The organism is Siminovitchia sediminis, from assembly GCF_042680885.1.
Taxonomy (GTDB): Bacteria; Bacillota; Bacilli; order Bacillales; family Bacillaceae_C; genus Siminovitchia; species Siminovitchia sediminis.
This window is the reverse complement of the sequence record NZ_JBHUEO010000035.1, coordinates 1-13,601: the sequence shown is the minus strand read 5'-3', so window position 1 is coordinate 13,601 and position 13,601 is coordinate 1. Positions and strand designations below refer to the sequence as shown.

The 13,601-nt window shown below is 42.9% G+C and carries 11 protein-coding genes; 2 read left to right on the top strand and 9 right to left on the bottom strand.

Translation table 11 applies throughout. The features are described 5' to 3' along the window. Positions 1–8: 8 nt before the first annotated feature. The 5 genes from ACFSCZ_RS12250 to ACFSCZ_RS12230 form a co-directional block, all read right to left on the bottom strand. Positions 9–527 carry a dimethylamine monooxygenase subunit DmmA family protein gene (locus tag ACFSCZ_RS12250; protein ID WP_380774217.1) on the bottom strand — a complete coding sequence of 173 codons (519 nt, stop codon included), beginning with the start codon at positions 525–527 and terminating at the stop codon, positions 9–11. Positions 528–551: 24 nt separating this feature from the next. Continuing rightward, a complete protein-coding gene (locus tag ACFSCZ_RS12245) occupies positions 552–1,541 on the bottom strand; it encodes a heme-dependent oxidative N-demethylase family protein (RefSeq protein ID WP_380774216.1) in 990 nt (329 codons plus the stop codon). A gap of 16 nt (positions 1,542–1,557) precedes the next feature. Further along, complete coding sequence (gene hemA, locus ACFSCZ_RS12240; RefSeq protein WP_380774215.1) at positions 1,558–2,898, bottom strand: glutamyl-tRNA reductase; 1,341 nt, start codon at positions 2,896–2,898, stop codon at positions 1,558–1,560. A 206-nt stretch (positions 2,899–3,104) separates the two neighbouring features. Further along, on the bottom strand, positions 3,105–4,535 hold the full coding sequence (locus ACFSCZ_RS12235) for a purine-cytosine permease family protein (RefSeq protein WP_380774214.1): 1,431 nt from the start codon (positions 4,533–4,535) through the stop codon (positions 3,105–3,107). Between the two features lie 96 nt (positions 4,536–4,631). After that, entirely contained in the window at positions 4,632–4,832 is a 201-nt protein-coding gene (locus ACFSCZ_RS12230; RefSeq protein ID WP_380774213.1) for a hypothetical protein, read from the bottom strand. Positions 4,833–4,985: 153 nt separating this feature from the next. Between ACFSCZ_RS12230 and ACFSCZ_RS12225 the strand changes: the two genes are divergently transcribed. Then, positions 4,986–6,887 carry a sigma-54 interaction domain-containing protein gene (locus tag ACFSCZ_RS12225; RefSeq protein ID WP_380774212.1) on the top strand — a complete coding sequence of 634 codons (1,902 nt, stop codon included), beginning with the start codon at positions 4,986–4,988 and terminating at the stop codon, positions 6,885–6,887. 95 nt (positions 6,888–6,982) lie between these two features. On the opposite strand, the gene ACFSCZ_RS12220 is transcribed toward ACFSCZ_RS12225, so the two are convergent. The 4 genes from ACFSCZ_RS12220 to ACFSCZ_RS12205 form a co-directional block, all read right to left on the bottom strand. Further along, positions 6,983–8,488 (bottom strand): sodium:solute symporter family protein, encoded by a 1,506-nt coding sequence (locus ACFSCZ_RS12220; RefSeq protein ID WP_380774211.1) that lies wholly within the window; start codon positions 8,486–8,488, stop codon positions 6,983–6,985. Beyond that, complete coding sequence (locus ACFSCZ_RS12215) at positions 8,489–8,764, bottom strand: hypothetical protein (protein WP_380774210.1); 276 nt, start codon at positions 8,762–8,764, stop codon at positions 8,489–8,491. Between the two features lie 66 nt (positions 8,765–8,830). Further along, positions 8,831–9,520 (bottom strand): cyclase family protein, encoded by a 690-nt coding sequence (locus ACFSCZ_RS12210; protein WP_380774209.1) that lies wholly within the window; start codon positions 9,518–9,520, stop codon positions 8,831–8,833. 64 nt (positions 9,521–9,584) lie between these two features. Continuing rightward, positions 9,585–11,048, bottom strand: a complete 1,464-nt coding sequence (locus ACFSCZ_RS12205; RefSeq protein WP_380774208.1) for an aldehyde dehydrogenase family protein — start codon at positions 11,046–11,048, stop codon at positions 9,585–9,587. Between the two features lie 242 nt (positions 11,049–11,290). Between ACFSCZ_RS12205 and ACFSCZ_RS12200 the strand changes: the two genes are divergently transcribed. Beyond that, positions 11,291–13,165 (top strand): sigma-54 interaction domain-containing protein, encoded by a 1,875-nt coding sequence (locus ACFSCZ_RS12200; RefSeq protein ID WP_380774207.1) that lies wholly within the window; start codon positions 11,291–11,293, stop codon positions 13,163–13,165. The last annotated feature ends 436 nt before the right edge of the window (positions 13,166–13,601 follow it).

Genomic DNA, 13,601 nt, shown 5'->3' with positions numbered 1-13,601 from the left:
GTCCTTTCTCATCTTTGTTGATAGGTTGGATTAAATGGATATCCAATGTAGCCTTTACGGACTTTTGAGAAAAACGGGCCTACCTCCATATGAGCACTGCAGTATGGGCACTGAACTGTTTCATCATATGTGGTTTCGCTGGTGTTATAGCATTTCACACAATACACATACCGTTTCGTAGGGCCGTATATCATTACTTGAATTTCATCTTCTGTAAAGCCGGCTTCCACAGCTTCATCAAAGATCGTTACTGCATGATCCCATTCTGCTGCGATATATAATTGGGTACCCATTTTTTGGCTGTACAGGAGAACCCGTACATCCTGAAGATGAATCGAATCTCCAATCTCCATTGCTTCAAGTTCTTCCTCTTCATGCTTGTCAATAAACTGTTTTATGTCTTCAACAGCTTTTTGATCATAAATGACAAGATGTTTTTTTCTTTTGCTATGAAGCGTGAGTGCTTCTGTGATGGTCTCGGATTGGTCATATAGTACAGGACTGCTGTAAACCGTGCTGTTACTCATAGTTCTCCTCCCTTTCCAGTTGGTTTATTGCGTTACTTTCATGCTCTCCATGAGGTTTTTCAGATATTCGACGGACTGAGGCAAGAATGGAGTCATCCCTTTGTAATCCGCCATATCCTTTGGAATATCAGCGAGATTGTAGTATGTGATTTCCAGCCAATCCGGTCTTTTCACAAGGTCTTCCAAAGGCAAAAACTGTGTATCCAGGACAAACAAAATGGCGTTGCTTCGCGGCATGCGGATGAACCATTGCTCTTCCACGCGTAAATGAACCAGTTCACCGGCGTTTTCACTTGTCACGTTATACCTGGCAGGTCCCCATTCATCCAGGGTTTCATAGTTTACATCCCAGCGGCCCGCCATCAAGTTCCAGTTCACTCTTGTTTTGGGTTCACCAGGTTCAATGGTTAATAGAAATTTCCTTATTCTATCAGTCAGATGCACACCTTCCCGATTTTTAAAAGGAACAGGCGCATGAATTTCATTGAAGCTCATCCCAAGATTCCAGTTTGGCGAGAACAAGGCTGCAAAAGATTCTTGGGCTATTTCAAGGTAAAAGTTGTCATCCCGATTCACCATTAACATATAGTCATGATGGAAATGACGGCCAATCATATCATAAGGTTCACGTGAAAGACTGGATTCATCTCCAAAAATGAACTCTTCTTTTTCTCCGAGGATATGATTCGTAAAGGTCCAATGGTCTCCGTCCTTTTCAATACTAAAATGCTCCGGATATTTATCTACAGCCAATCCGATAATTAGTTCAACAAACTCCCATTGCATTTCCATTGTGTGCGGGAAAGATTGATAGCGGACATCCGGCTGCTGATCCAACATGGTCCGTTTTCTTTTAATCTGTGCTTCATATTCCGGAGTAATTTTCATAAAGTTCACTTTGTCCTTAGGCAATGCCACCAGATCATTGGAATAACGGTACGTTTTGTCTTTAAAATTTACAAATGGAAAAGTAAACATATCCAGATTTGTAGATTTATACAATGATTTAAACATTTGCTTTTCCTCCTTTTTAACTTCCTGTATCTTTCAACATTTCACTTACTTGTGCCCGGCTTCTGCCGAGATCCGTATAAAACTCACTTTCCAGTCCCAGTAAGCGGGAAGCGAATGCCAGGTACTCAGCCTTTTGGGCCTGATCCATTTCTTCGGAAGCGATTTCTTTCATCATAAGAATGGGCTGGCGGATCAGCTGATTGGAAATCATCCTTGCAAACTTCCGAATGACTTCCTTCTCCCTTTCTGTTAAATTCGGAAGCTTATTATTTATATTTCTCATGGCTTCAACCTCTAGCTGTGAAGCGTTTTCCTGCAGTTCACGTATGAGGGGAATCACAGGAAGGGTTTGTTTCCACTCATGAAAATCCGCCAATTCTTCTTGAATCATTCGTTTAATCTTTTGGGCTTCTTCCAACCTTCGACGGCTGTTGGATTCTATCACTCCATTCAGGTGATCCACATCATATAAGTGAACGGTTTCATATCGGGCAATATCGGGATCCACATTCCTGGGTACACCAAGGTCAATCACATAAAGAGGGCGCTTTCTTTTTGCGATGACGTCATGCATGTCGGACGACCGCAGCAAATAATCTCTTTTATGGACTGAACAAATGATGATATCGGCTTGTTCCATGAGCCTGAAGCCTTCTTCTAAAGAACAGGCGGTTCCGCCAAATTGGCCAGCCAGCTTTTGCGCCCGGTGAAGTGTGCGGTTTGCAAATGTAAGACGGGTGCACCCTTCCGACTGTACATGCCTGGCGGCTAACCGGCACATCTCTCCCGCTCCAATCATCAATGTTTGTTTTTGATCCAAGCGGGGTACCTGTTGTTTAAGCAGTTGAACTGCTGCATAACTGACGGAAACTGCCTGCTCGCCAATACCTGTGGCAGTATGTGCCCTTTTTCCGGCGGTGATCGCCTGCTGAAACAGCCGATTAAAAATGGTCCCCGTGCAGCCGGCCTTTTGGCTCTGAAAAAACGCTTCCTTTACCTGCCCTAATATTTGGGTTTCGCCCACTACTATAGAATCAAGTCCGCATATTACAGTAAACAGATGGGTGATTGCTTCATCGTTTCGTTTTACATACAGGCTTTTTTCAACTTTCTTTGAGTCTGCAGCGGCCTTTTTCAGAAGGCAGCTTTTTATGAGGCCTTCTGCCAGAGCAAGTCTGTCTGCTACCGCATAAACTTCAGTCCTGTTACATGTACTGATGACTACGCATTCTGAAATTCCGCAGTTAGATATTAATTTTTTTTCCAGCGATTCTTTTTCTTCTTTGCTGAAGTGAAGCAGCTCCCTAATGCTTAAAGAGGCACTGGTATGATTTAACCCAACAACCAGAACAGTCAATGAATCCCTCCTCCCAGTTGATATTACCTGTGAAGCAGACAGCATTTGAAAGGATGACTGCTTTTTGACTTTCACTAACTACTATTGCAAATACTGTGCCAACTTCTAAATGTCACGTAAATGTTTATTTAACAAACTTTACACCTTTTTAAATACCATTTTAAATTTCATTTTTTAAATTTGCTTTCAAAAACGAAATTTTTCTATTAAACAGCGCTTTTCCCTTTCATAACAGTTCGATCCCTTTCGCCAACTCGGTCTGCAGCATAGGAAAAGACGAATTTTGCTGAGAGATAATAGCAGATGCCTGCTGCAAAGTAAGCTGGTATTCCGGCGGAGATATAGTAGAATAAGCCGCCTGATGTATCCATCACCGGATTATATAAGCTCCAATAAACGATAGTTCCTATCACAAAGCTGACAATGGCGGAAGGATTCACACCGCGCCAGTAATAATAATTTCCATTGGTATCATACAGGTCTTTCATGGAAATCTTCTGTTTCTTTACAAAGAAGAAGTCTGCGATCACGATTCCACCAAAAACAGACATGATATAAGCAATGACTGTAATAAAGGAAGCGAATGCTTGATAAAATGCCGGGCTCAGCAGCAATAATATCGTCGGGACGGCAGTTCCCATGGCAAGTTTCCAAGATCTTTTCGGGAAAACCGTCTTAAAGCTGATGGCCTGTGAATACATCAAAAATGTTCCGGCCGTAATGTTTCCGATGGTCAGTAATGCAAGCCCGATCGTTCCAGCCCAAGAACCTAAGATGGCAAACATCCAATCCGTAGGGTCTACGGATGCAACAACAATTGCCGAAAGGAGTCCGAGAAGAACGGCAACGTTGACGATGACACCATAGCTGAAAAACCCTGCTCTAAAAGCGGTTTTTTCATTTTTGGCAAGACGGGCGTACTGCCCCAAATATGGAAGCCAGGAAAATCCAAGCCCTACATTAATCTCCAAAGCTGTCACAAACGAACGGGTATGATCCCCCGGGTATGGTTCAGCAGGAGATAAACCAAAGATTTTCACAATACCTATTCCAAATATCAACGTCATAAACAATCCTACAACAACAAGCAAAATGGCCGGCACACCAATCAGGTTAAATTTCCGCATGACAAGCGGTCCTTGGAATGTTATGAAAAATACAATGGCAAAGACCATAATCGCAAAGAATGGAGCTCCAGTAATACTGTTTGAGAAGAAGCCGGGTAATCCCATTATGGAAGATATCTTGACCAAAGCCTCTCCCGCCATAAAAAATGCGACAGCCATGTAGCCGATGGTAAGAACCATAAAAATAAAATAAAAAATATTAGATCCCAAATATCCTAATGCGCTGCGGAATCCCAAAAACGTATCGACTCCATACCTGGCAAAAAGCAATATAATGGGAGCAATTAAAAAGAACGGTATAGCATTCCCAAATAAAACGGTTGCCAACCCCTCTTTTGCGTTGACAAGCATACCGGCACTGCTGCCTGTCAGTATACAGATACAAGAAATACCAATTCCCACCTGAATAAGGACCAAATCCCAAAAGCCAAACACTCGGTCCTTTTTTTGTGCAGGCAGAAAACCAAATGCCACATCATCTGAAATAGCAGATCGATTATCTTTACTCATGTTATCCTCCAATTTTTTTATTATTTTTCCGGTGGCAAAATCATGCTGCCTGAACTATGTGAGAAAACGCCCCAGTGAACTAAGCTTAAATGGTTTTTATAATATAACGGTCAGCAAAAAAACGGTGAAAGCCGCAACGATGACAAGCTCCGGTAAAGCGTCCAGTTTCGTCATCTTTTTTACATTCGATTCCTCCCTCTCATAATCTTGAATTCTCCCTTGAAGATCAGTGAATAACTTCCTGACAAACTCGTCGGATGACTTCATGTTTTTCTCAATCATGCTTTCCCTTTCCAATAAAATCCCTCCTGTAGTTGATTCTAAATACCTATATTGCAAATAGCATGCCAAGTTGTAAACCCTTACATTTCCGCATTTCGACAAAATTCCGCTTGCACTTGTGAAATTTTCATTTAAAATTGAAATCAATGCTCTTTAAAAAAAGAGGGAGTGATAAAGATTAATAGTCTATCAGTACAATCAAACAAATCTTTTGTAACCGCTTTACAATCCACCCTTCTAAAAATCTACGATGAAATTATCATCACAGACAGTTACGGGGAAATTACGGAGAACTTCGGGAAAATAACCAGGTTGTGGGGTGATAGGCGTAATTTAATCGGTATGAACTTATTTGAAATTGAAAAACAACTTTTTCACGAAGACTCACCACTGGAGAATTTCAATCATGAAAATAAGAGATCGATCATCAAAACTTCCTGGAACAATAAAAGAGTATTGATTACCTGCTATCCCGATGTAAAAATGGAAGATCAAGAGTATATGACATGGGGTTTCAAAGTAATTTCAAGAAATAATAACGTTTTAATGGAAAATAACACGGACGGAAAGATAGCTTTTCCAAGTATATCCATGAAGGATACTTCCAGACTTTTTATTATGAAAAGCCAAAAAATGATGAAGGTTCTGCAGACTGTGGAAAGGGTGGCAAAGGTGTCTTCCTCTGTCTTTATTTTGGGGGAATCCGGTGTAGGAAAAGAAGTCATTGCCCGGGCCATCCACGAGTTAGGTCCGCGAAAAAATCAACCGTTTATTCCGGTGAACTGTGGAGCGATACCCGATAACTTATTAGAGAGTGAATTATTTGGCTATGTGGAAGGCGCTTTCAGCGGAGCAAAAAAAGAAGGGGCACCCGGGAAATTTGAACTCGCCAATCATGGTGTCCTTTTTCTCGACGAAATTGGTGAAATGCCGCTCAATCTGCAAGTGAAACTGCTTCGGGTTCTGCAAGAAAGAGAGATAACCCCATTAGGGAGCTCCAAACCCATACAATTGGATATCCAGGTCATTGCAGCAACAAACAAAAATATTCAAACGATGGTTGAAAAAGGCGAATTTAGAGAAGACCTATACTATCGGCTCAATGTCGTTCCGATTGAAATTCCTCCATTAAGAGAAAGATTCGAAGAGCTTCCCTACCTGATCAATTTCTTTTTGCATAAATACAATCATAAGTATGATCTCTCCGTTCAAATAGAGCAAGATGCCATTGATCTTTTATCCATCTATGAATGGCCAGGAAATGTCAGACAGCTGGAAAACACGATTGAAAGAATCGTCGTAACGAGTTCGAAACCGACTGTCGATGCAGCCGCCGTTCAAGAGTATGTACCCATCCTTCAGGAAGATGTCAAAACACCGCCAGTGTTTGATCACTTAATGCCCCTTCAAGAGGCCGTTGACCTGGTAGAAGAGCAGCTGATCACGATGGCGATGGAAAAATATAAATCTCTGAAGCTCGCTGCAAAAGCGCTCGATGTCAGCCAGCCAACGATGAGCAGGAAGTACAAAAAAATCCTTAATAAACTTTCAAAACAAGATATTTCCCCTTCTGAAAAGAGAAAAATTCTTGAAGAACAATTAAATAACCGGCTTCGCTCTGTTGCTATTGCGACCGCTGCGATTATCGAAACCGATGAAATCTTGGAATTAAGAAAAAATCCAACCTTAGAAAATCCAATATTTCAAAAACTGCAGAAGCAGCTGACAATGGTCATCAAGCAGGAAGGCGGCATGAGGTGGGCCTTTATTTTTGAGATTATGGAGGACGGAAAATTCAGAACCTTAGCAGGCGACAAAAACTTTTGCATGGAGCCAGGCGTGATCTATGAAGGTGGTGATGAATTTGCCCATGTAGCTCGTAATGCCATCAAAGGCAGAGTCGAAGTCACCCCAGTATACAAAGATATATTTGGCGAGTGGAAATCCTGCCTTGCTCCGGTAATGGACCAGTCGGGCAAAGTGATTGCCTTAATCGGCTACGACTACAGTAAAGAATATGTAGAAACTGAATTAAAGAAGATGGGGAAAGTGTTAAAGATTAATTTATAATAATCGGCGGGCACATCCCCGCCGATTTTTGAGGTGTTACTCAACTGATTTAGTCGAAACATACCAGAGGAGTCCGTCAGCGTAATTCTCCGGCCTCAACCCGTATAACTTTGTTTCATGCCGGGTTCAGGTATTTCTTTCTTTGCTTTTGATTTTGCTTTTGCCTCTTCAATGTCTCTCCACAGTTTTTCCACGTGAGCATCGGCAGGTTTGAGGAAACCGAAGATGACCATAATCACAAAGCAGACCACCATGGCATACATACCGCCGGTCCAGCCCGACTCGACCATCCAGGCCGGCTGGGTAATCGTCAAATACATGGAGACCGGGACACCGATGATAATGGAAGTAAGAGCTCCTTGTTTATTGGCGCGCTTCCAGAATAGTCCAAGCATGACTGCAGGAAATAGAACCAGGATTCCTTGGTAACAAAGAAGACCGAGATAAATTAATTGTTCCTGGTTTCCTGTAGCAAAGTACAAGGTAACCAAAGAGATGACAACCACAGAAATTCTTGCTACTTTCAAAGATTGGCGGTCAGTGATTTTACGGTTAAACACTTCCGCCACATCCGTGGAAACACAACTGGCAATTGCCTGGATAATCCCCGCAACAGACGAGACACTCGCTACTACTACCAATGTACTCATCAGAGCCAGCGTAAACGGACCGGCTTCTTTCGCAATCCACATATAGGACTCCAGCGGATTCTCTCTTGCATAGTCAATCGTATGCAGTGATTGTCCCAGGAAAACAAAGGCTGCCCAGAAAATAATACTTAAAATGGGTGCGACCAATGTGGATTGTTTTACAGAACGGATGCTGTCCGCCACCAAAATTTTATTAAATACAAACGGGAACAAGAGTGCACCAAAACCGCTGGAAAGAATGATCGATGCCCAGTACGTGTTTGGTACTTCAAATCCCGGCCCAGGATAGGTCAACGCTTCAGGGGAAACATTTTGAATCGTATTCATCGCTCCGCCAAAGCTGTCGAAAAACAGATAAATCAAATAAAACATCAGCCCGGTTCCAATAAAGAACATATAAGAACCTTGCAGCAGGTTCGCCGTGATAACTGACCGCATACCACCGGTTGTTACATAAATCAGTACCACGACCGCACCGAGAATCATTCCCCAAACCGGCTCTACCGCTCCATTGGTCGCATAGTAAAATACATACCCTTGGGCGACCCACTCCAATAATAGCCACGGGGCAATGAAAGCGATACCAGTTAACCCCATAATTAAACGGAGCCACTTGCTTCGATAGCGAAGATCCATCAATTCAGCCTGAGTCTTAATCCCATATTTTCTGCCCCACAGATAAGTCTTTTCACTGGCCAGATACATGAACACGAGCATAATGGAAGTATACACAAGAACGTACGTCCCGATAAAACCATAGACCACCGTAAAATCAGCCCAAATCACATAGATCGCACCTGTATACCAAGTGGCAAATACCGCCAGTGCCACCGCAAAGGTTCCAAAGCTTCCGCTGGAGGTTGCGTAATCTTCAAAGTTTTTGACTGCGAAGTTTTTCCGGTTAATAAAAATAGTAATAGCAAAAAAGGCCACAATCATTAAGATAGACATTTAATTTCCCCCCTTTGGATTCCAGCTGTTCATTTCTTCCTCCGTCGCCGGTTCAATGTCAATATCAATGTTTCCTTTTTTTAAATCAACTAAGTACCAGAGGATCATGACTCCGCACATAAGGGTACAGATCAATATGACCCAAAACATTACAAAGGGTATGCCCAACACCCAAGGATCTATGCGGTTTGCCCAGCCAAATGGGGTGGGATGTACAATTAATGAGACCATAGCAGCCAAAATAAGTACGAATATGACATTGTGGTTGATTTTCACTCCATTACCTCCTCCAGATTGGAAAGCTGCCTCGTCTTACTTATGAGGCAGCTTATGGTGAATCGTTTATTTTTTTAGTGATGCAAACACCCGAGCCGGAGCCCCGTCTGATTTGGCCAATTTTAACGGTACCACCCATGCATCATCCAATTCTTGCACTTTCCTTCCGTCAGACATCACTGAATTTAAATCATAAACGTTTTCGACAACGATCACATCGTTCTCCAATAACGTCGTGTGCGCAACGTCTTCATTGTTCCAGGAAGCATCCACATTGGGGGCATCGATTCCGACAAGCGCCACACCTTGTTGAACGAGCCAGTCACAGGATGCTTTGCTGATGTACGGATGGTTGAAATACTCATTTTCTCCCCAATGCCTGTCCCAACCTGTATGAATAAAGACAAAGCTGCCTGGCAGAAGATCTTTTACTTCAGTTGACACTTTTTCAAAATCCTCCGGCTCAATGACGTCTCTTCTGCCAAATTCTGCAAAAGACAAGATCATTCCGTGGCTGTTCCATGTCTCAAATGGATATTCGTCCAGTGTCTTTCCATCTGGAATGATATGTTTCGGGGTATCAATGCTTGTTCCGGAGTGACTGCTCAAAGATACTGCCACCGTTGCGTACTGTCCGGTTTGGCGATACTCAATATTTACTTCCGGCTCCCCCGGATATACTTGCATGCCGTCTTCCAGGGCTTTTGTAAAATCTACGTATGTCTTTTTAGTCTCTTTTACTGTACTTGTAACCATTATAAGTCCTCCTCAGCATTCTTTTAAAAGTTTCACTATACTGATTTTTACAAATAATAAAGGTCTACTTTTTTACTTTTGAAGGTTCCATCACAACCTGCTTAATCTCACAGACTCCTTCAACTGCATATTTGCCCAGTACTCTGCCGCCGTTCCCGCTCTTTTTCACGCCGCCAAAGGGAGCCAGCAATTCCCAGTAGTTTGTATCTTCATTGATATACACCATCCCGCTTTGAATATGGTCGGATAGATACCAGGCGTTTTCCAAGCCGGATGTAAAAGCGGAAGCAGTCAATCCATATTTGGTATCATTGGCAATGTCTACGGCTTCTTCTATGGTAAAAAACTTAATGATCGGAGCAACCGGTCCAAAGGTTTCTTCAGAACCGATTTCCATTTCAGGTGTAACGCCGGTTAAAATCGTCGGCTGATAATACAAGCCTTCATGGGTTCCGCCGCAAACAATTTTTGCACCTTTGGCAACAGCATCCTGAACATGTGCATTTACTTTATCCAACACTGCCCGGCTGGACAGCGGCCCCATATCAGACTCTTCATCGAGAGGATTACCGACACGGATTTTTGCTGTTTCTGCAGCCAGCTTGCTCACAAATTCGTCATGGATATCTTCATGTACGAGGACTCTTTCAGTTGCCGTACAGACTTGGCCTGCATTATAGAAACAACCAATTAAAGCACTTTTCACAGCTTCATCCACATTGGCATCGTCCATGATGATCATCGGATCGCTTCCGCCCAGTTCAAACAAATGTTTTTTCAAACCGGCTGCTTTAGCGATTTTTTCTCCGACAGCCGTACTCCCTGTAAAAGAAATCGCTCCGATATCATCGTGTTCCACGATTGTGCTGCCAACTTCGGCCAAGCCCTGAACCATATTTAAAACCCCTTGCGGAACGCCCGCCTCTTCCCAAAGCCTTACCCACAGTTCTGTGCTGAAAGGTGTTTTTTCTGATGGCTTATACACCGTCGCGTTCCCCATGGCCAATGCATGTGGCAGAACTTCACTGGAAATGGAAACCGGAAAATTCCATGGAGTGATGACGCCAATGACCCCAATCGGAACAAAAGTTGTCATGATTTTTTTGCTGTTTCTTCTGTCCGCTGTGCTTGGCAAGGTTTCTCCCCGGAATCTCAATACATCCCCCTCTACATTTTTGGAAATCGGCAATAACATATCATAAATTTCTTCGCGGGCTTCACGGATGGTTTTACCCATTTCCTTGCTGATCAATTGCGCAATCTCTTCGCCTCTTTCTTCCCAAAGCTCGATCGCACGGTTGATAATATCCAAACGATCCAGCACCGGAAGGGCTGCCCACTTTTTCTGTGCTTCCTTTGCGCCTTTGACTGCTTCCTCCACCTGTTCTTTTGAACAAGCTTTAAATGTTCCGATTACACTTCCATCGATGGGACTGATGACTTCTACTGTCTCCCCTTCTCCTTCGACCCATTTTCCGTTAATATAAGATTTAGCATGTAGTTTTACGGCGGTTACGGTTTGTGCCATATTCCAATCTCCCCTTTCATTTTTTAGGCATAATTTTAATCGCTTACAATGGGGTGTTTGTACCCTCTCCTCAATCAAAATAAGGCAAGTGCTCTTTTGATTGAGTTACTTAACTTAATTGCAAAACCCGTGCCAAGTGATAAACCCAGTTATCTTGTGATTTACACTTGTAAAAATATACTTTTTTGAATATTCGATCCGAAAATGGATGGATTTGATCACTGCAAAAGGAAGTGAACCACATGCCTGCTATACAGGGAATGGATCATGACAGCGCAATTCTTGCCTATCAGACGATGCTTTTATCGATGTACGATGAAGTATGGATGACAGACGAGGCCGGCATGATCATAAGCAAGTCAGGGCAGATCGAAGGGCTATGGGACACGCTGGTCGACGATTGGACCGGGACATCGCTGCTGGAATTGGAAGAACAATTTTTTACAGGGGAAGCCGTTTTGAAGACATTGTTCAATGAAGAAGAGTCATCCGCTCTGTTAACTGCATGGAACAATATGGAGATCCTGGTTACATCCTATCCATTGAAAAAAAATGGAGTGGCCGGATATGCCTGGGGATTGGTCAAAGTAACGGATCGTTCGGATACGGAGAAATCGTTGGGGGAAGATGTGCCGAAAGCCGAGAAACTCTCTTTCCCATTCATCGTCAAAAGCAAAAAAATGCTGGAAGTATTTCAAACCGTTCAAATGGTCGCAAAGTATCCATCCACTGTTCTCCTGCTGGGGGAATCCGGAGTCGGAAAAGAGATGATTGCCAGAGCCATTCACGAGCTGGGTGCCAGGAAACATCAACCTTTTGTTGCAGTGAACTGCGGAGCTATTCCGGAAAATTTGTTGGAGAGTGAGTTATTCGGCTATGTGGAAGGAGCCTTCAGCGGAGCAAAAAAAGAAGGTATGCGCGGGAAATTTGAGCTTGCCAACCATGGGGTTCTTTTCCTTGATGAAATCGGGGAAATGCCTCTTACTTTGCAGGTCAAGCTTTTACGGGTCCTCCAAGAGAGGGAAGTCACTCCTCTGGGAAGTTCGCAGTCTATTCCGCTTAATATTCAGCTGATTGCTGCCACCAATCAGGAACTGGAGAAAATGGTCAAAGAAGGAAAGTTTAGAGAGGATCTCTACTATCGCTTAAATGTCGTACCTATTAACATTCCTTCATTAAAAGACAGGGTGGAAGAAATCCCTTCGTTCGTCTCTCATTTTGTTCAGAAGTACAATGAGATATATGGAAGAAACATACGCCTGACGAAAGATGCCATTGACCTGATCTCTATTTACCATTGGCCGGGCAATGTTCGGCAGCTGGAAAATTTTATTGAAAGATTGGTAGTCACTGCTGTTAAAGATAAGCTGCATGCAGCATCTATCCGGCATTTGATTCCCTGGAAAAAAGACACGGTGAAAAGTTCCCCCATTGTGGAGCATATTATGCCGCTGCAAGAAGCGATTGATTTAGTGGAAGAGCAGCTCATCACCATGGCGATGGACCAATATAAATCTGTCAACCTGGCAGCAAAAGTATTGGGGCTCACCCAGCCGACAATGAGCCGTAAATACAAAAAAATCCGAGAAAAAATGGATCATGCCAATCTGTCTCCGATCAATCGAAGAAAAATATTGGAAGAGCAATTGGACAAACAGCTTCGTTCCACAGCTATTGTCACAGCAGCAGCCATTCAAGTGGATAAAATCATCCAATTAAAAAAAGATGTATCACCGAATAATCAAGCATACCAGGCGCTGAAGAAAAGACTCACCAACCTGAAAGCACAAGAGGGTTCTATTGAATATGTTTTCCTGTTTGAATATGTGGACGAGTCAACCATGCGCAACCTGGTAGGCGACGATAGTTTTGTATTAGAACCCGGACAGTTATACAAAGGCAGCCCGGAAGCCATGAAATCCGCTACTGCTGCCATGAATGGCCAAGTAGAAGTGACCAACCTCTATCAGGATCATTATGGAGTATGGAAAACATGCTTTGCTCCCATCTTTGATGAATCCCAAAACATCCTGGCACTTGTCGGATATGACTACAGCAAAGAATATGTTGAGAGGGAGATCAGGAAATTAGGGAATAAGCTGAATATGAATATTTAAGAATGGACGAGCATTGCCGCCCTCTGTAATAACAGGAGAGATGCTAAGAAAATACGAGAAAATGGCCGATGATATTCGCTTTCATGGTCATTGTTTCCGTTTTCTTTGGAACTTTCTGAGTTTGTGAATAATTAAGGAAAGGATGATAATGAAGGTACCATAACAAGAAAGAGGGTAGTGCTAATGAGGACCTTCATTACTGGCCTTGTCGGAAGGTACGACAAGTTCGTGCAAGTAAGAACCGCCCGGGTTTTAAACAAACGCTAATCGGTAATTACACCCAGATATAGCATGATATAAATATTGATGGGGGGCTGTCCAGAAAGTCAGTAAAAACTGATTTTCTGTGACAGCCCTATTTTGTTTAGTTCTAAAAAAGGCATACAAAAAAATCGCCCTTTCTAGTAAAATGTAAGTTACCACACCTACATTTTAG

Bases quoted from the DNA above. Each gene is read 5' to 3' on its own strand.
- ACFSCZ_RS12250 (WP_380774217.1), bottom strand. From the start codon at position 527: ATGAGTAACAGCACGGTTTACAGCAGTCCTGTACTATATGACCAATCC.
- ACFSCZ_RS12245 (WP_380774216.1), bottom strand. From the start codon at position 1,541: ATGTTTAAATCATTGTATAAATCTACAAATCTGGATATGTTTACTTTT.
- ACFSCZ_RS12235 (WP_380774214.1), bottom strand. From the start codon at position 4,535: ATGAGTAAAGATAATCGATCTGCTATTTCAGATGATGTGGCATTTGGT.
- ACFSCZ_RS12220 (WP_380774211.1), bottom strand. From the start codon at position 8,488: ATGTCTATCTTAATGATTGTGGCCTTTTTTGCTATTACTATTTTTATT.
- ACFSCZ_RS12210 (WP_380774209.1), bottom strand. From the start codon at position 9,520: ATGGTTACAAGTACAGTAAAAGAGACTAAAAAGACATACGTAGATTTT.
- ACFSCZ_RS12205 (WP_380774208.1), bottom strand. From the start codon at position 11,048: ATGGCACAAACCGTAACCGCCGTAAAACTACATGCTAAATCTTATATT.
- ACFSCZ_RS12200 (WP_380774207.1), top strand. From the start codon at position 11,291: ATGCCTGCTATACAGGGAATGGATCATGACAGCGCAATTCTTGCCTAT.